Annotated in this window: 10 protein-coding genes and 1 pseudogene; 3 read left to right on the forward strand and 8 right to left on the reverse strand. The window is 30.6% G+C overall.

Annotated features, from left to right (window positions below):
• Window positions 1-12: 12 nt before the first annotated feature.
• Window positions 13-1,085, reverse strand: a pseudogene (locus FDN13_RS12905) (pyridoxal-phosphate-dependent aminotransferase family protein).
• Between the two features lie 180 nt (window positions 1,086-1,265).
• On the opposite strand from FDN13_RS12905, the gene FDN13_RS12910 reads away from it, so the two are divergent.
• On the forward strand, window positions 1,266-1,868 hold the full coding sequence (locus tag FDN13_RS12910; RefSeq protein ID WP_138980769.1) for a Sir2 family NAD-dependent protein deacetylase: 603 nt from the start codon (window positions 1,266-1,268) through the stop codon (window positions 1,866-1,868).
• 127 nt (window positions 1,869-1,995) lie between these two features.
• Here FDN13_RS12910 and FDN13_RS12915 read toward each other — a convergent pair whose 3' ends face one another.
• From FDN13_RS12915 to FDN13_RS12930, 4 genes are all read right to left on the reverse strand, one after another.
• The gene (locus tag FDN13_RS12915) at window positions 1,996-2,886 is read right to left on the reverse strand and encodes a sulfite exporter TauE/SafE family protein (RefSeq protein WP_138980770.1); all 891 of its coding nucleotides are present in this window, start codon (window positions 2,884-2,886) and stop codon (window positions 1,996-1,998) included.
• 220 nt (window positions 2,887-3,106) lie between these two features.
• Entirely contained in the window at window positions 3,107-11,248 is an 8,142-nt protein-coding gene (locus FDN13_RS12920) for a GH36-type glycosyl hydrolase domain-containing protein (RefSeq protein WP_138980771.1), read from the reverse strand.
• 23 nt (window positions 11,249-11,271) lie between these two features.
• Window positions 11,272-13,731 carry a sugar phosphate nucleotidyltransferase gene (locus FDN13_RS12925; protein ID WP_138980772.1) on the reverse strand — a complete coding sequence of 820 codons (2,460 nt, stop codon included), beginning with the start codon at window positions 13,729-13,731 and terminating at the stop codon, window positions 11,272-11,274.
• 75 nt (window positions 13,732-13,806) lie between these two features.
• Window positions 13,807-14,238, reverse strand: a complete 432-nt coding sequence (locus FDN13_RS12930; RefSeq protein ID WP_138981108.1) for a DMT family transporter — start codon at window positions 14,236-14,238, stop codon at window positions 13,807-13,809.
• Between the two features lie 107 nt (window positions 14,239-14,345).
• Here FDN13_RS12930 and FDN13_RS12935 point away from each other — a divergent pair, with 107 nt between their 5' ends.
• A complete protein-coding gene (locus tag FDN13_RS12935) occupies window positions 14,346-14,918 on the forward strand; it encodes a M15 family metallopeptidase (protein WP_138980773.1) in 573 nt (190 codons plus the stop codon).
• Between the two features lie 34 nt (window positions 14,919-14,952).
• Here FDN13_RS12935 and FDN13_RS12940 read toward each other — a convergent pair whose 3' ends face one another.
• The gene (locus tag FDN13_RS12940; RefSeq protein WP_078696048.1) at window positions 14,953-15,129 is read right to left on the reverse strand and encodes a zinc-ribbon domain-containing protein; all 177 of its coding nucleotides are present in this window, start codon (window positions 15,127-15,129) and stop codon (window positions 14,953-14,955) included.
• A 363-nt stretch (window positions 15,130-15,492) separates the two neighbouring features.
• Between FDN13_RS12940 and FDN13_RS12945 the strand changes: the two genes are divergently transcribed.
• Window positions 15,493-17,205: an IS1634 family transposase gene (locus FDN13_RS12945; protein WP_138978594.1), complete on the forward strand. Its 1,713-nt coding sequence runs from the start codon at window positions 15,493-15,495 to the stop codon at window positions 17,203-17,205.
• Window positions 17,206-17,349: 144 nt separating this feature from the next.
• Here FDN13_RS12945 and FDN13_RS12950 read toward each other — a convergent pair whose 3' ends face one another.
• Both FDN13_RS12950 and FDN13_RS12955 read right to left on the reverse strand, forming a co-directional pair.
• Window positions 17,350-18,390, reverse strand: coding sequence for a M42 family metallopeptidase (locus tag FDN13_RS12950; protein WP_168190167.1), 1,041 nt, complete (start codon window positions 18,388-18,390; stop codon window positions 17,350-17,352).
• Window positions 18,391-18,451: 61 nt separating this feature from the next.
• On the reverse strand, window positions 18,452-18,703 hold the full coding sequence (locus FDN13_RS12955; RefSeq protein ID WP_138980774.1) for a hypothetical protein: 252 nt from the start codon (window positions 18,701-18,703) through the stop codon (window positions 18,452-18,454).
• Window positions 18,704-18,708: the final 5 nt, after the last annotated feature.

The raw sequence follows: 18,708 nt of genomic DNA on the forward strand, positions 1-18,708 counted from the left end.
AAAACCCTCCAATCATTTTAACCCAAGAATATCGTTGATATTTTCAATAAGCTCTTTAATATCATCTATTGTAGAGTCAGCCATATGGGCAATTCTAAATGTTTTATCCTTTAATGAGCCATAACCGTTTGATATTTGGAATCCTCTTTCGCCAAGTTTTTTATTTAAATCAGCTACATCAATATTTCTTGTATTTTTAACAGCAGTCACAGTGTTTGATAAATATCTATCATCAGCAAAAAGCTCAAAATATTTTTTAGCCCAGTTTCTAACATAGTTTGCCATTTCAATATGTCTTCTAAATCTATTTTCTAGACCTTCATTAAGAATCTTATCTAACTGGTAATCAAGTGCAAACATGTGAGATAAGGATGGAGTAGAAGGATACTGATAATCCTTTTTTGTATATAGTTATAAAGTGATAATAAATCTAAATAAAATCCTCTATAAGGAACAGTTTTTGCTCTTTCTACTGCCTTTTTTGAGAATGAACAAATTGAAAGTCCTGGAGGAAGACCTAATGCTTTTTGAGAAGAAGTTATACATATATCAATACCAAGTTTATCAACTTCTATTTTTGTTCCTCCCATTGAACTTACTGTGTCAACGCACCATACAATGTTTGGATATTTTTTTATAACCTCTGATATTTCTTCAATTGGATTCATAACTCCAGTGGATGTTTCATTATGAGTTATTGTAACAAGGTCATATTTTCCGGTTTTTAGAACATCATCAACCATATCAGGAGTTGTAGCTTTACCCATTTCACATTCAAATAAATCAGCAGGAACATTATTATATAAAGCCATTTCATACCATCTTTTACCAAATGCGCCCACTGAAAAAACAGCAGCCCTTTTTGAAGTGCAAGAACGGATTGCACCTTCCATAAGTCCACTACCAGAAGATGTAGAGAGAAGAATTTCTTCTTGAGTATAAAATACCTGTCTTAATTTATCGCTTATTCTTCTTTGAAGCATAGAGGCTTCTTTGCTCCTGTGACCTATCATTGGTGTTGCCATTTTTTCTAATACATCCGATTGTACTTCAACCGGACCTGGAATGAATAATTTTTTGTGCATAAGAACCCTCCTCTATATATAAATAAAAATAACATTAACTGCATAAAAATAAATTAAAGATATTTTACCACTGTAATTAAGTAAATTCAATTTATTTACAAATATTTAACATTTTTTATGTTTTAAAGAGCTAAAATATAATAAGAAGTATTTTATGTAATTCGGATGTGAGGGATTGTTATGAAATTGGTTGCGTTAACAGGTGCTGGGATTTCAAAACCAAGTGGAATTCCAACCTTTGAAGAAATGGGAGATTTAAGACAAAAGTTAAGTAGGGACTACTTTGAAAGTAATCCTGAAAATTTTTATGATATTTTATTAAAGATGAAAGAAAAAATAGATATGGCAATGCCTAATCCAGCACATATTGCTTTGGCAAAATATGATATACCAATTGTTACAATGAACATAGATGGACTACATAAAAAAGCTTTAAGCAAGAATGTGATTGAGATACATGGAAATTTAGAGTATGTAGAATGTAAAAAATGCAAAAAAACTTTTGATTTTAATATAGTAAAGAAAAGAATTTATTGTGATGAATGTGAAAGTTTGCTGCAACCAAATGTAGTTCTTTATGGTGATATGATTCCATTATATTTTAATGCAGTTGAATTAATAGCAACAACCAATGAGTTACTTGTAGTTGGAACTTCTTTTTATACTTCAACATCCTCAGATTTGGTGTATATTGCAAGAAATGCTGGTGCAAAAGTAACTATAATTAATGATAGAGCAGAAGAAAAGTTACCAGAATATCTTAAAAATATATTTGGATTTTGACATAGCATTAATTCGCTTCAAGGTGAGTGGTGCAAAGGCTATTTGTAAAAGATAGATGCTATATTTTAAGAAGTTATAAAATATTAGCCCTCGAGAAATATCGAGGGCTTAAAATTTAAACTTATGTTTACGCTGCTAAATCTTGTTTAACATATTTTTCATTGTATTTAGCTGACTTAAACATTGCAATAGATGTGTAAATTAATACTCCGACTACTACCCATTTTAATATTCCAAGGGGTAAGGACTTTACTATAAATGCTGCTATTAAAACACCAATAGGTCCAAGTAATGATATAATGAAAGATGCCTTTGTGGAATGAGCTTCTTCTTTTATGAATTTGAAAGATGCAGCAGGCATTAAAAGTGCCGCAGAGCCCATCATTATTGGGAATGCCACCTTGGGGTTCATTCCAAGAGCAAATACAAGAGCCATACAAGGGGCATAGTTTCCTATTCCAAGGCAATTTAAAGCACCTATTATAAAGTTGCCTATTAGTGCTATTATAATTTTAAGTCCGGAAAGACCACTTAAATTACCTCCTGAAGGGAAAATATGGAGCAGTCCTCCAAGCATGAATAATGCAACAACAATCAGTGCAAATCCCATAGAAATTTGTATGGCTTTTTTATTAAGTTTAGATACTATTGCTGCGCCGAATATTGCTCCTAAAACTGATGAAAATATCATAGAAAATAGAGTTAAAGGGTCAACCTTTATTGCAGTTAAAAATATTAAGGCTTCAAATATTGTTGGTATTGTAGCACCAACGTTTAGAGTACCTGGAATAAGTCTGTCATCAACAAGATTAAAGTTTTTAAAAAAGCCTGTTTCAATAGCAAAACTACCTATTCCAAGAGTATCTAAGAAATTTGCAAATATACCTACAAAGCCGATGACAATTGAGTTACCTTTTTCTAAAGTACCTTTTTTAAATTTTTTAGTAAATTCCTTTGTAACTAATAAAAAAATAATTGCTCCAAGAACTATCATAAGTATTTGTACGAATTTTAACATAAATTCCTCCTACTTTAAGAAATATAAAGATAACCGTTTGAAATTATATAATATAAAAAATTATTTTTCAATAATACTTAAATAAAAATAACAATGTAAATAATGGTTAGTTAACATTAAACCTTTTATATTTACAAAAAGTTACATAATTAAGTTGAATTACATTAAAAAAGCGGAATTAATTAAATCCCGCCTTTAATAAATTATATTATTTTATAGCTTACAGGTGCCCCATGATTATATTAATATTATGTTCTGATCTATCGTCAATAAGAGGTATTCTATTGTCTTTAGTACTTATTCCGTCCATTGATATGGATTGAACTCCTGTATTTAAGCCGTTAGGATTTTGGACTTTAATATTATAAAATGTATTTTTATATTTGTATCTAATTGAAAACTCCTTCCAATCAGAGGGTATGCAAGGGTTAATATAGAGAATATCACCTTTTTTCTCAAATCCCAGTATTTTTTCAAGCCCAACTTTATACATCCAGCTTGAAGAACCGGTATACCAAGTCCAACCTCCTCTTCCTATATGTGGCTTTGAGGCATATACATCAGCAGCAACTACATAAGGTTCTACTTTATATTTGTTGCATTCCATTTGTGTTCTTGTATGGTTTAGTGGATTTATAAGGTTGAATAAGTGGTGTGCCATATCTCCATCACCGAGTTTAGCATAAGCATAAATAACCCATGTTGAAGCATGTGTATATTGACCACCGTTTTCTCTAACTCCTGGAACGTAGCCTCTTATATATCCAGGATTTAATTCACCTTTATCAAAGGGAGGAGTAAATAAAAGTATTAAACCATCCTCTTCTTTAACAAGATAGTCATAAACTGATTTTATAGCCCTTTGTGCTCTATCGAATTGTGCAGCATCGGATATTATGGCCCAAGATTGAGCAATAGAATCTATTTTACATTCTGAATTTACAGATGAACCAAGGGGGGTTCCATCATCAAAGTATGCACGTTTATACCACTGACCATCCCATGCATTTTTTTCGATAGAAGAAACAATGTGCTTTGATATTTCTTCATAATATGCTGCTTTTTCTTCATCTTTCATATATTTGCAAAGAGGTATGAATTTTTTAAGAGTATCATACAAGAAGAAACCTAGCCATATACTTTCACCTCTTCCTTTTCTTCCAACAGCATTCATGCCATCGTTCCAATCGCCACTTCCCATAAGAGGAATTCCGTTAGGTCCAAATTTAAGAGCTCTATCTATTGCTCTAATGCAATGTTCATATATAGTTGACTTTTCATCAGATATTCTTGGTATAATATATTTTTCATCTTCATCCTCTTTTAAAGGAACATCTTCAACATATCCTACAATTTCATTTAATATGTCATAGTCTCCTGTCTTTTCAATATATTCTGCTGTAATATAAGCAAGCCATACAAGGTCATCAGAGAATTTTGTTCTAATGCCTCTGTCATAAGCTCCACTGTGCCACCAGTGTAGAACATCTCCTTCAACAAATTGATGGGCTGCATGAAGCAGAATTTGCTTTTTTGCAACATCAGGCATTGAGTATAAGATACATAGTGTATCTTGAAGTTGGTCTCTAAATCCATAAGCTCCTCCTGACTGGTAAAAAGCCGATCTTGCCCATAGTCTGCAGGAGATAGTCTGGTAGAGTAGATAATGGTTAAGCATTATATTCATAGACTCATCAGGAGTATCTACTTTTATAGTACCTAATATATCTTCCCAGAATAATATAACTTTTTTAAGGGATTCTTTACAGTTAGAAATATTTTTATAATCTTTGCATAGACTTAGAGCTGAGCTTTCATTAGTGCTTTCTCCTATAAGAAGTACTAATTCTTTTTCACTGCAAGATGGTATATCTAATACGTAGTGGAGGACACAACAAGTGTTAAATCCACAGCCTGTAGTGTTAGAAAGGGTAGAATACTCTAAGGCTTTGGGAGAATATATATTACCATAAGGTCCTAAAAACTCCATTCTGTCAGTTGTATAACTTTTAGCATCTATTGATGAAGATATAAAACAAACTCTATTTGGATGGTCTGTATTATATGAATTAGTAAATAGCAGAGCATTAAAATCTTTATTAAACTTAGTTGATATAAACTGTTCACTTATATGCTCTGAAACTCCCATAACAGGTCTTAAATAGTGAAAGATAGATAGTTTTCTATTAGAGTTAGATTTATTTTTTAAATTTAGATAACATATCTTAATATTGTCATTTAAAGGGACAAATAAAGTAAGCAGACCATCAATTCCATGGCTATAGTGATTAAATCTTGAATATCCAAAACCATGGTACACATAATAAGGTTCTTTTTCCCTTATTGGAGAAGGAGTGATAGTCCAAAACTCACCAGTTTCATCATCTCTTATATAAATTATTTCTCCTAAAGTATCACACACAGGATCATTAGACCAAGGAGTAATTTTGTTTTCACGGCTATTTTCTGCCCAAGTATAACCTCCACCACTTTCACTAATAATAAACCCAAAATTTTTGTTTGAAATTACGTTTATCCAAGGTGCAGGAGTGCTTAAATCTTTTTTTAGTTTTATAACATATTCTTTTTTATCCTCATCAAAGCCGCCATATCCATTGAAAAACTTAAGGTTTAAATTATCATCACCGTTTAGGTATTCAATTTCAGTATTTTTAATTTTGTTTATGGGTTTGCTCTTAGGTATATTGTACCAGCTTAGATCTACTTGATTAAGAATGTTTCCAAGCTCAGCTTTTATAACAATCCTTGCAACGGAATATAAAAGAGTAATGTCTTCCTTTGGCATATTTGATGCACTTCTAATGAATATTCCGCCTGTGCAGTCAATAAAACTTCTAAAACTTCCAGAGAAAACTAAATCCCTTAAAAGGTTTTGAAGAGGTTCAAGGTAGCTGCCTTCGTCCTCGTTTAATATAACAAGATCCACTTTAAGTCCTCTTGTTCTCCAATATTCAAATGCTTTTAACATTTCCTTTACAATTTCAATATCATCAGCTTTTTTTATAGTTGTAAGTACAATAGGTAAATCCCCAGAGATTCCATAAGCCCAAAGGCCACTTTGACCTTTAACATTGTTTTTTATAATATCACTATATTTTTGTCTTATAGGACTTAGATAAATAATATGGGACATCAAATTATTATAAAGCTTAATATCAGATTCTTTAAGATTTAAGTATTTAGTTTCCATTAGGCTTCTTACATAAGCAAGTTCAAATGTTCTTTCTATATTTGAAACCTGACTATACTTTTGAGATAGCTCTAAGGCAATTTCTTTATTATCTGCATAACCGGTAATATAGGATACAGTTATGCTCTTGTTAGGTTCTATTGTTACTCTACATCTTAAGCTCATAATAGGATCAAGAACAGGTCCTATTGTATTTGTTAAAGGATGGTTTAATGCATGGGCATTAGCGATATATCTGTTTCTACCAATGAATTTATATCTATCGGTTTCATATTCAATATTTGTTACAGATTCACAGTGGGCAGTTAATGTATGAAAAGCCCAAAGAGTGTTTTTATTTATCTCACGCTGTCTTCTTGATGCAAGAAGAGTTTTATTTTCTTCTACCCATTCGGTTCTTATAAATAGGTTATTAAAGGCAGGATGAGCAACATCTGCTGCCTGGTGAGATAAAACAACCTCTAGATAGCTTGTTATTTCAATTGAACGTATAGAATTGGAAACATTTCTTAAGGTTATCTTTCTAATCTCACAGTTATCTTCTGGAGAAACACATATTTCAATATGAGTTTCTATATCCCCATCAAGTCTTATAAATTCGGCCTTATCTTGAGAAAATTTAGAATCATATCTATCTGGTTTAACATTTAAAGGTTCAAAGGTTCCTGACCAAATATAATTAGATTCTAAATCACGAATGAAGAAAAACTGCCCATAACCTCTTGACACTGTATCTTCTCTCCACCTTGAAATATTTATGTCTTGAGCTTTGCTAAATCCTGAACCACTGTTATTTATCATCAGGGTGTAATATCCATTTGAAAGCATATGACATTTAGGAATTATAGTATTGTAGCCATAATGACTTGCAGTTGTAACTTCAATTCCTTCAACCTTTTCAAAAGGCTTTATAGTTTCTTTATGCTCTTTAGTTATTATAGCTCTTACTGGTATTTTTTCTTGAAGCAAAAATTCTCCAGCTTTCATAAAAGGTGAGGAATGGAATCTTTTTATTATAATGTTATCGTTTAGGAAGTTGTTTAAAGATACTAGAATCATTCCCTGATGATGGGCCATATAGCTTTCAACTATAGCATGATTTTTGTTAAAAGGGAGTCTATCTGGTGTATAATCTATAGCTTCATATAATCCATATTTTCCTTCAATCCCCTTTTCAATGAGTTTTTTTAAGTTTAGTATAGCTTCCTTTGGGCTAAAGGGTAGAGCAAGTATTGTAGAGTAGGGGGAAATTACCATATCGCTAGATAATCCTCTTTTAAGCCCAAGATCGGGTACACCGAAGGCTTTATATTGATAGTTTAAAGCAAGATCAAAGGTATAAAAACCTGATTCAGATGTACCCCAAGGAACACCTCTTCTGTTGCCATATTTAATTTGTGCCTTTATTGAAGTTTTATAGGTTTCAGATAAAAGGGTGTTGTCATAGTATTTCATAACAAGGGCAGGCATTAAATATTCAAACATTGTTCCAGTCCAGGATACTAAGCTTTCATATCTATCAATGAGCGTAAGGGAACGCCCAAGTTTAAACCAATGAGAAACAGGAACCTCCCTCCTTGAAACAGCAATATAACTAATTAATCTTGCTTCAGAGGCTAAAAGATCATAATAAGAGTTTGTAAGATGATCTTCCTCAACATTGTATCCTATCGAAAATAGATTCCTTTTTTCATCGTATAGAGGTAGAAATTTAGTATTGTCAATAATATAATCTATTCTTTTAATTAGTGATGATGCTATTTCATTTGAATTTGTTATACTCTCAAAAAACTGCTTTAGAACTATAAGGTATCCTATGAAATTGCCGCTATCTACAGTTGAAATATATTTAGGACGTAATACCTCAAGTGTTCTTGTATCATACCAATTATAAAGGTGCCCATTCCATTTTTCTAATCTTTCAATTGTAGTTATTGTTCTATCAATTCTTTGAATTAACTCGTTTAAAGTTATAAACCCTAAATCATAAGAACAAAGCATTGAAATAAGGTAAAATCCAATATTTGTTGGAGATGTCCTATGGGCTATTCTTTTTACAGGTGTTTCTTGATAATTATCTGGTGGAAGATAATTATCAGATTCGGTTGTAAAGTTTTCATAAAAATCAAAAGTTTTCTTTGCTATTCTTATTAAGATTTCCTTATCTTCATTGCTTAATTCATATTTTTTACTGATGATTGGTTTGCTTATATAATAAGCTACGTAAGGTGCAATAAGCCAAATAAAAGATAATAAAGCAGACAGAATTATATCTGATGGTTTGAATATTGATACAATTGATAAAAATATCAAAGAAATAATAATCTGAGAAGACATATTCTTATAATATCCTTTAAGGTCGTTTCTTGATTTTTTTTCAGCATCAGCGGCAGTTATCCATTCAAGAAGTTTATGTTTTGATATAAAGAGTCTATATTGTGCTTTTATTATAGCATCACATAAAATAAAAGCATGATAGGGTAGAAAAATAAACATAAGTATATCTTCATATAATATTGATTTTATACCATAGATTATATTGCCGTTTATTCTCTTTCTTGAGCCTTTATAATGTCCATAATTTATATATCCTAATATAAATGTAAAGAGTGTAAAGAAAACTATGAATAACGAGTAGCCAATATAGAAAATTAAATCTCCTGGGAAAATTGTACTTCCAAGTAAAATAATAAGCATTAAAAATAAAGGAACAAGGCTTCTTCTCATGTTATCAAGTATTTTTAGTTTTGAAAGGGATGATAATGGGTTTTTGATTATTTCTCCTTTTCTGTTCTTTATTTTTTTAGATAACCACTGTATTATTTGCCAATCTCCACGAGTCCATCTATGAAGTCTCATTATGTAAGAACTGTACTTTTCAGGAAAGCTGTCAATTAATTCAATGTCTGTTGCAAGCCCGCATCTTAAATAACTTCCTTCAAGTAGGTCATGACTTAATACGGTATTATCGGGTATAGCATCATTAAGGCATTTTCTGTAAATATCAATGTCATATATTCCTTTACCTGTGAATATCCCTTCATTAAATATATTTTGATAAAGATCTGACATAGCTGAAGAATAAGGATCGATACCAGCGTTACTTGCAAAAATACAATTAAATATTGATTTTATAGTTACATCAATGTTTATACCAATTCTTGGCTGGATTATTCCATATCCTTCTGTTACTATATTTTTATTTTCATCATATTCTGCCATGTTTAAGGGATGGGATATTGTGCCTATAAGTCTACTTGCACATCCAATAGGCATTATAGTGTCAGCGTCAAGGGTTATAATATATTTTATATCCTTTAGGTTTTCTATACTTCCAGATATAATTGAATAAGTTGTGTCATTGCTTCCCTTTATAAGATTGTTTAGCTCTAAAATTGCTCCTCTTTTTCTTTCGTATCCAATCCATTTTCTCTCAGAAGAGTTGAAGGTTCTTTTCCTGATAAAAACATAAAATATATCTTTTCCTTTAGAATATTTTTTATTTAACTCGGATATTTTTTCTAAAGCAGTTTGTATTATATTCTTATCAGTATCTTCAATTTCTTTATTGGAATCTTTTAAATCTCCTACGATTGCAAAGTATATATTCTCCTGACCATTTGCGGCATAAGTAATTTCAAGGTTTTTAATAAGCTCAATTGTACGGTTTTCATCAGGTAATATTGTTGGTACTATAACTAATGTTGAACAATCTTCAGGTATGCCATCTTTTAAATCAAGTTTTGGCAGTAATTTTGGAAAGATTGTATTGCTAAAAATATAATTTGATAAATCAAGAGCAATTTGGGTTGCGGGAATTATGAAAATTATAAAGCAAAAAATAGACATTAAAATACCTTGTCTTTGATATACATAGCAAGCAGGCAAAAAACTAGCTAATAAAGTTGTTAAAATAAAAGTAAATGCAAATTTAAAAGCATAAGAGAGATTTATTACTTTTGATTTACCAAGTTCTTCAAAAAGGTATTTTTTGCCTTTCCCAATGATATAGTATCCTACATGGCATTCTTTTAGGCTTTTTTGTGATTCTTTTGATGAGTTAGCAAGCTCAAGTACTTTTTTGGCGACAGTTGTTTCGGATTTCTTAATATCATGAGCAATTTTTTCCAATGCTTTTCTATAATAGTTTCTACTTTCAAAATCTTGCTTTGAATATACACCAATAGGATCTTTTCTTAATATTTTTTCTACTAAAGACAAAGATTCAAATATTTCTTTCCAATCTAATACATTTGAAAGCCTAAGGCTTGAAATACAGTTTCCCATTGTTATTTGATATGAAGACTGCTCTTGATGTTCTCTTTTTATAACGCTTTCAACGTCTAAATCAAGATTACTAAGTTTAGTATTAAAATGGTTGAATATTGTATATAAATTAATGTCATTTTTTCTTAAAACCCTTAAAGCATGTTCGATATATGGAAATAATGAAGGCGTAATTTCTTCAGTGTTTTTCCTTATTGATTTAATTATACTGGAATGATCCATGTCCTTAAGTTTTTCAGCCTTTACCCATTGATTTTGAACAAAGAGTATCTTTTCACAAGTATGCCTTATGTTTTCAATTAATGCTATTTTTATCATAAAGGAAAGGCTCCAGAGTTCAGCCATAGATAAGGGTGATATAGATTGATAAGAAGTAATAAAATCAACCAGTTGATTTTTGTCAAGCCTTCCATCAGTATGAGATATTAATTCAACTGCGAGCAAAAATACCCTTGGATAATTCTTATGGCGCCCGCTTTTTAGTATATTTATTTTATTGAAGAATTTTGCATTGGAGTTTTGTTTTAAATTCTTGTACTGTTCTTCAATAACGTAGAAATTGTCAAGAAGCCAATCAGAGCCAGGACATAGTGGTAGCCCCATCTTTGAATTTTCATTAAGGTATAAATAGGTCTTAGTAATGAATTTAAAGTTTTCATCGAGCCTTTTGAAAAGTTGGGAGGAGCTTTTTTTTCTTTTGCATTTGAGGTGCTCATTTGCAATATCGCGGGCATGTTGTATAAGCTCCTCATTAGATAAAAGGGCATCATTTATTATTAAATCACTTGTTTGAATATTAATATCAATTTTTTTGAGTAGTATTATTATAAAAGCTATTGCAAATATTATAATAACCCAATACATCCTATCTCCCTATCCTTTCAAAATTAGTCTCTTATTTTTAGTAGAAAATTTATCTTATCAATAATTGTCTGTGAAATTTCACTAGCATATTCTTCACAGTAACCTTCGGAAAAAATATTTAGAACAGGTTTTTCGTTATCTGGCAGAACTAGAGCCCAGCCTTTATCAGTATTTATTTTGATTCCTTCAAATAGCTCTATATTTTTGTTTCTAGATTCTTCAATTAGCATTCTAATTATTCTTCCTTTATCAGTGAAATCACATTTTATCTCTTTCTTATCTAAATAAAAAGCAGGAATTTCATCTACAAGGCTACTTAAAAGTAGTGAATGTTCTGTAAGATAATCCAATATTTTTGCTAATGCATATACTCCATCAAAGTTTAGAATATACTGTAGAATATAGCCTTCATCCTCAGTATTTTTTAACATCTCATTCATAATGCTGGAAGTAGAAAGCTTAGTTCTAATTACATGAGCTCCATATTGTTTTGCAATATCTTCTACTGCCATAGTTGTATTGTATGGAACTACAATTTTTTTTGTTCTTCCTGATTTGAGTAAAATTAGAGCTGCAAGAATTATATATCTTTCTTTGTTTATAATTCTCCCAAGATTATCAATTAAGGTTAAATCCTCACCAGAAGAACTTATTATAGCTCCAATATCCATATTTCTTTTTTTAACTATAGTTGATATATGTTTGATATAATTGTTTATATTTTTGCTATTATCTAAATGTTCGTATTCAACGTAGCACCCCATTTGTTCAAAGAGAGAGAGAGAAATAGAAAGAATGTTATTATTTGCAGACGCAATAATTATCTTTGGCCTGTTTCTTTTAATTTCAGTGAGATTTTTTATGTTATTTAAACTATTTAATATATATAGCGATGAAAAGTTTTCAACGTTTATAATAGGCTTTATTGAATTAGAATTACATCTTTCAAAATCTTGCCTTAAGAATAACTGTTCAATTTTCTTTTCTGTTGACCTATCAATATTGCCTCCATTTTCGTTAATAAACTCAATATGAATTATATCTTTACCTTTATTATCACAGCTAATATGTATGCCTCCAGATGCACTATAAAATTTAACAGCAAATCGATTTATTGGAATTGTACTGCTTCCTATATTAATTACACCTACACCAGCAGAGGATACACCAGATAAAAGAGAATTTTTTAAAAGGTCAGAAGCATTTTGTCCATCTGAACTTACTATGATAGGGGTATCCTTTTTTATTAAAGATGCGAAGGCAGAACCAATTAATGAAACAAATTCTGGAGTTATTTCAACGTTAAAGCTTCCACATATACCACAGTTGCCGAACAAATTTTTAGATGTTCCATCTCCCCAAACAAGATTTTTGCTTACTATTGAATCTTCTTTTATATTTTTAAAAGGCCATATCTTTACATCAGGTTTTATTGTAACTTTTTGAGATATATAACATTCATGACCTATTACAGAGCCTTCGTATAGGTTTGAATTATCCTGTATAGTAACTTTATTGCAAATAATAGTTCCTCTGCACTGAACTTTTTTACCTATATGGGAATTGTTCCATAGGATACTTCGTTTAAGACTTGAGTTTGCTTCAATTGTACATCCGTCACCAATTATTGTAAAACTATCCAAAAGAACATTGTCTTTTATAATGCAATTATTGCCAATTAAAACAGGAGGATTTATTTGAACGGTATTTGATACAATTGTTCCTTCTCCAACAAATATATTTGGAGAAATTTCATTATAATATTTATTAACCTCTACTAAATTTTTAAGGATATCAAAGCTCGTTTCTTTATATGTTAAAATGTCTCCAATATCACACCAGTATCTATCTGTAATATATCCATACATTGGCATATTATCTTTTAAAAGTTTAGGAAAAAGATCTCTGCTAAAATCAAATACATCGCCCTTTTTATAGTAGTCAAAAACTTCAGGCTCTAATATATATATTCCAGTATTTACTGTATCGCTGAAAACTTCTCCCCAACTTGGCTTTTCAAGAAATCTAATTATCCTTCCAGATTCATCAATAATAACTATACCGTATTCAAGGGGAACAGGTTCTTTTTTTAATATTAGTGTTGCTATGGATTTTTTTTCTTTATGAAATTTTAATGCATCATCTATGTCAACATCAGTTAATGCATCTCCACTTATAACTATGAAGGTACTATCAAGAAAGTCCTTTACATTAAGAACACTTCCACCTGTACCTAAAGGAGTGACTTCAGTAGAATAGTGTAGGTCAACACCGAATTCTTTTCCGTTTCCAAAGTAGTCTGTTATTGCTGATGGAAGATAATAAAGTGTTGCAGTAATATCATATATTTTAAATTTTTTTAAAAGATTTATTATATGCTCCATAACGGGTTTATTTATAATAGGAACCATAGGCTTTGGAATTCCAGTTGTGAGAGGTCTCAGCCTTGTTCCTTCTCCTCCAGCCATTATTACTGCCTTCAAACTATTCACCTTCCTATAGATAAATTTTGATGAGCATTTCTTATTTTTCCCCAAAAATTATAAAAATATTTATAATTAACCTTTCCATTTAAAAATGATAATTCCAATAATCATTATTATTACTCCGAGAATTTTTGAAAAATGAAATACTAACTTTTTAGTTTCAAATAATCCACAGCAGTCAATAATAGCTGCAGTAATAAGCTGGGTTATTAAAATTATAGAAACAGCATAAGTAGGGCTTAGCATTTTCATACCTTTCATAACTGTAAAAATTATAAATACGCCTATTAAACCTCCTGTAAGGTAAAGTTTGTTTATCTCTGATATTCTTTTAATATTTCCATTACCGAATATAAAAAAAACTATCAGGGTAATCAAAAAACCGGTCCCCTGAACAAATACGTTTATTTCCCAAAGTCCCATCTTCTCTGAAGCTCTTGTGTTGAATACTCCCTGCATACTCATTAATGCACCGGCAATAGCTGAAAAAATTATTCCAAGAATTTCTTTACCCATTATTTCACCTCATAATTTAGTCTATCCAATTTTCAAATATTATATTTTTATAATCTGTAGTATAATTAAATTTAGAAAAGTGAAAGGATGAGAGTATGGGAAAACTTAAAACTATTGAAGGTCTTGTAAATGTTATGGATATAGATGATTCTTTAGTAATTGATTTAAGATATGCAACAGATAATAATTTTTTAAAAAAGAAAATATATCCTTTGTCACTATGTATACTTCAGCTTGAAACTGCAAAAAAACTTTTAAAAGCAAATTCTGAGGCTAAAAGGTTAGGATACAGAATTAAGGTTTTTGATGCATACAGGCCTTTATCTGTTCAAAAACTTATGTGGGATTTAGTACAAAATGAGGATTTTGTTGCTCCTCCTTGGAAAGGGTCAAAGCATAATAGAGGTGCTGCAGTAGATGTTACCTTAGTTAATAAAAATGGAGAAGAATTGTTAATGCCTTCTGAGTTTGATGAGTTTTCAAATAGAGCTTCAATAAACTTTATGGATGTACCAAAAGAAGCTATAGAAAATAGGGAATTACTCGGAAGAATAATGACAGAAGCTGGATTTTTAAGATTGAATAGCGAGTGGTGGCACTTTGATGATAATGAATGGTATAAATATGGATTATATGATGTTGGGCTTGAAAAATTTTATGAAAAATAAAAAGCTCCCCAAAATGGGAGCTAATTTTGCGATATTACTTTCTGAAGGATCTGTTTTCGTTATTTCTTCTTTGTTGCTTTCTTGCTTTTCTGCATTCTGGGCATCTTAATGGTTCGTTTTCAAAACCTTTTTCCTTGTAGAAAGCCTGCTCGCCTTCTGTGAATATAAATTCTTTTCCGCAATCTTTGCATACTAATGTTTTGTCTGCCATTTTACAAACCTCCTAAATTTGGGATTAGGGATTTAACGACTCAAAGACTCATACTCCCAAATTAAGGAGGATAGGGTCTAAGTTGGTTAAATCTCTATTAATTTTTACTTTATAAGTATAGCATAATATTTATATATAATCAATGGTCAAATTAAAATTTTAAGAGTTTAAATATAAATATTCAGCAAGTAACTTTGTAGTATTTAATATAGCATCTCGGGTCTTTGACAGTTGCAAGACAAAAAAAGTGCCTTAAAGCCTTGATATAGGCTTATTTTTTTGTCAAATTTTAAATTTTTATAGTGCACAATGTGTAACAATGTGTTATAATATAGATATAAATATATGAAGAGATGTGAAAAAATGAGATTACAAATTGTTAAATCAAAAAATGCAGCATCCTTATACGTAGTTAAATCTGTTTATGAAAAAGGCAATCGTACTTCAAAAGTAGTTGAGAAGCTTGGCACTTATGATGAACTTTTAAAAAAACTAAACGGACAAGACCCTATAGAATGGGGGAAGAGGTACGTTGAAGAGTTAAATAGAAAAGAAAAAGAAGAGAAAAGAGAAATATTAGTAAAATACTCGCCTGTTAAACAAATTAACAAAGACGAACAGCATACTTTTAATGGTAGTTACTTGTTTTTACAAAAAATATATAACGAGCTTGGGCTGCAAAATATCTGTAAAAATATTTCGGATAAACATAAATTTAATTTTAATCTAAATTCAATACTATCAAGATTAATTTATGCAAGAATTATTTATCCATCATCTAAGCTTGCTACATACGAACTATCAAAAAAATTTATTGAGCAGCCTGATTTTGAGCTTCAGCATATTTATAGAGCTTTAGAAGTAATTTCAGAAGAAACAGATTTTATTCAGTCAGAATTATATAAGAACAGTCTTAAAGTTTGCAATCGTAATAAAGGAGTTCTCTATTATGACTGCACCAACTATTTCTTTGAAATTGAACAGGAAGAAGGATTAAAACAGTATGGAGTATCGAAGGAACATAGACCCAATCCAATTGTTCAAATGGGACTTTTCATGGATGGAGACGGCATCCCCCTTGCATTTTGTATAAACAAAGGTAATACTAATGAACAAGTAACTTTAAAACCTTTAGAGCAAAAAATTATATCCGAATTTGGGCTTTCAAAATTTATCATTTGTACAGATGCAGGGCTTGCATCTACAGCAAACAGAAAATTTAATAATATACAAAATCGAGCTTTTATTACTACACAATCTATTAAAAAATTAAAATCACATTTAAAAGAATGGGCGTTAGACCCCAAAGGATGGCATCTTAGCGATTCAGACAAAGTATATAATTTAAACGAAATTAACGAAGAAGCAGATATTAATAAAATTTTTTATAAGGAACGCTGGATAAAAGAAGACGGGCTTGAACAAAAACTTATTGTAACATTTTCCTTGAAATATAGAAACTATCAAAGAACTATAAGAGGTAACCAAATAGAGAGAGCTCAAGAGGTTATTGATACCAATCCTACAAAATTGAAGAAATGTAATGCTAATGATTACAAACGCTTTATTTCAAAGACTCACTACACACCTGACGGTGAAGTAGCTGAAAAAGAATTATACAGCATTAATGCTGATTTAATAGCACAAGAGGCAATGTATGATGGTTTTTACGCAGTATGTACAAATATAAGTGATGATGCTGCCGCAATTATAAAAATTAATAGAAGGCGTTGGGAAATAGAAGAGTCCTTCCGTATTATGAAATCAGAGTTTAAGGCAAGACCAGTATATTTAAGAAGAGATGATAGAATAAAAGCGCATTTTACAACTTGTTTCATTTCCCTGATGATATATAGGCTATTAGAAAAAAAGCTTTCAGAAAAATATACGTGTAGCGATATTATATCAGGACTTAGAGAAATGAATTTTTATGAGATTAAGAATGAGGGCTATATTCCAATATATACAAGGACTGATTTTACAGATGATTTACATGACAAATTTGGCTTTAGAACGGATTATCAAATAATTAATATGAAACAAATGAAGAAAATTTTTAAAGACACGAAAAAATAAAAAACATTGTTCACTTTTTTGAAAAGTATAAAAGCCTGAGAGCCCTTGATATTCAATGGTTCTACAGGCTTTTTGCTTCTCGCAACTGTCAAAGATGAGAGTATAGCATAATATTTATATATAATCAATGGTCAAATTAAAATTTTAAGAGTTTAAATATAAATATTCAGCAAGTAACTTTGTAGTATTTAATATAGCATCTTTATGTGTTCTTTCATAGCCATGGGATGCAAATACTCCAGGACCAATAAGAGCGGTTTTTATATCATAACCAGAACGAAGTGCTGTACTTGCATCAGAACCATAATGAGGATAAATATCTATTCTATAATCTATGCTTTTTTCTTTGCAGAGGTTTACTAATTTGCATCTTAAGCTATAATCATAAGGTCCGTGGGAGTCCTTTGCACATATACAAACAGAATATTCACTTGAGTTTTGTCCTTCTCCAGGAGCCCCCATATCAACAGCGATAAACTCAACAGTGTTTTCAGGAATAGATGCGGCAGCTCCATGGCCTACCTCTTCGTAGTTAGTAAAATAAAAGTTGGTAGTGTAAGGGAGAGGTATATTATTTTCGACTATATATTTAATAGTTCCAAGTAGTATACCTGCACTTGCTTTATCATCAAGATGCCTTGATTTTATAAAACCACTTTTTGTTATCTGGGTTCTTGTATCAAAAAATATAAAATCTCCAATTTCTATTCCAAGGTTAACTACATCTTTATCGTCATTAACCTTTTCATCTATTATAATTTCCATGTTTTCAAGTTTTCTTTCAATCTGTCCAGCATCGCTATGTATATGAACTGATGGTTTAGTAGTTACAACTGTACCTGTATATTGTTTTCCATCGCATGTTTCTATGATACAATTTTCACCTTCTATTGAATTGAGCATATATCCGCCTATTTTGTCAAAGCTTATTCTACCGTTGTTTTTAATTTTTTTTACCATGGCTCCAAGAGTATCAATGTGAGCTGAGACTGTTCTTTGGTATTTAGAGTTTTTACCTTCAATAGTTGCAATAAGTGAACCTTTGTTTGTAATAGTGTAGTTTATGCATAATTCTTTAACTATTTTTTCAATATAACTTATTGCCTTGTTAGTATATCCACTGGGACTTGGTATGTTAGAAAGATTTACAATGTTATCCAAAATATAATTTAAATATTCATTCAAAATTATCACCTCAACTTAATTTACATTTAAAGTTTTAGCTTTAAAGGAAAGAGGCAAAGAGTTACTTCTTTGCCTCGACTTTGAATTCAAAACTCATGTCTATTCCTCCGGCAGCTACCTTTTCAACAAGAAGTTGCAGTTCCATTGGATTATTAATCTTTGCATGTATAATATAACAATCAGATTTCATATCATCATTAAGCACTTTCTTCTCTCTATAGTATTTAATATTGCTTTCTTTAAGCTCTTCTTCAATCATATCTATATCTTCTTTATATAAAGAAGACATAGTTGCTTTTATATAATCAAACATTTTCT

The organism is Caloramator sp. E03, from assembly GCF_006016075.1.
Classification (GTDB): Bacteria; Bacillota; Clostridia; order Clostridiales; family Caloramatoraceae; genus Caloramator_B.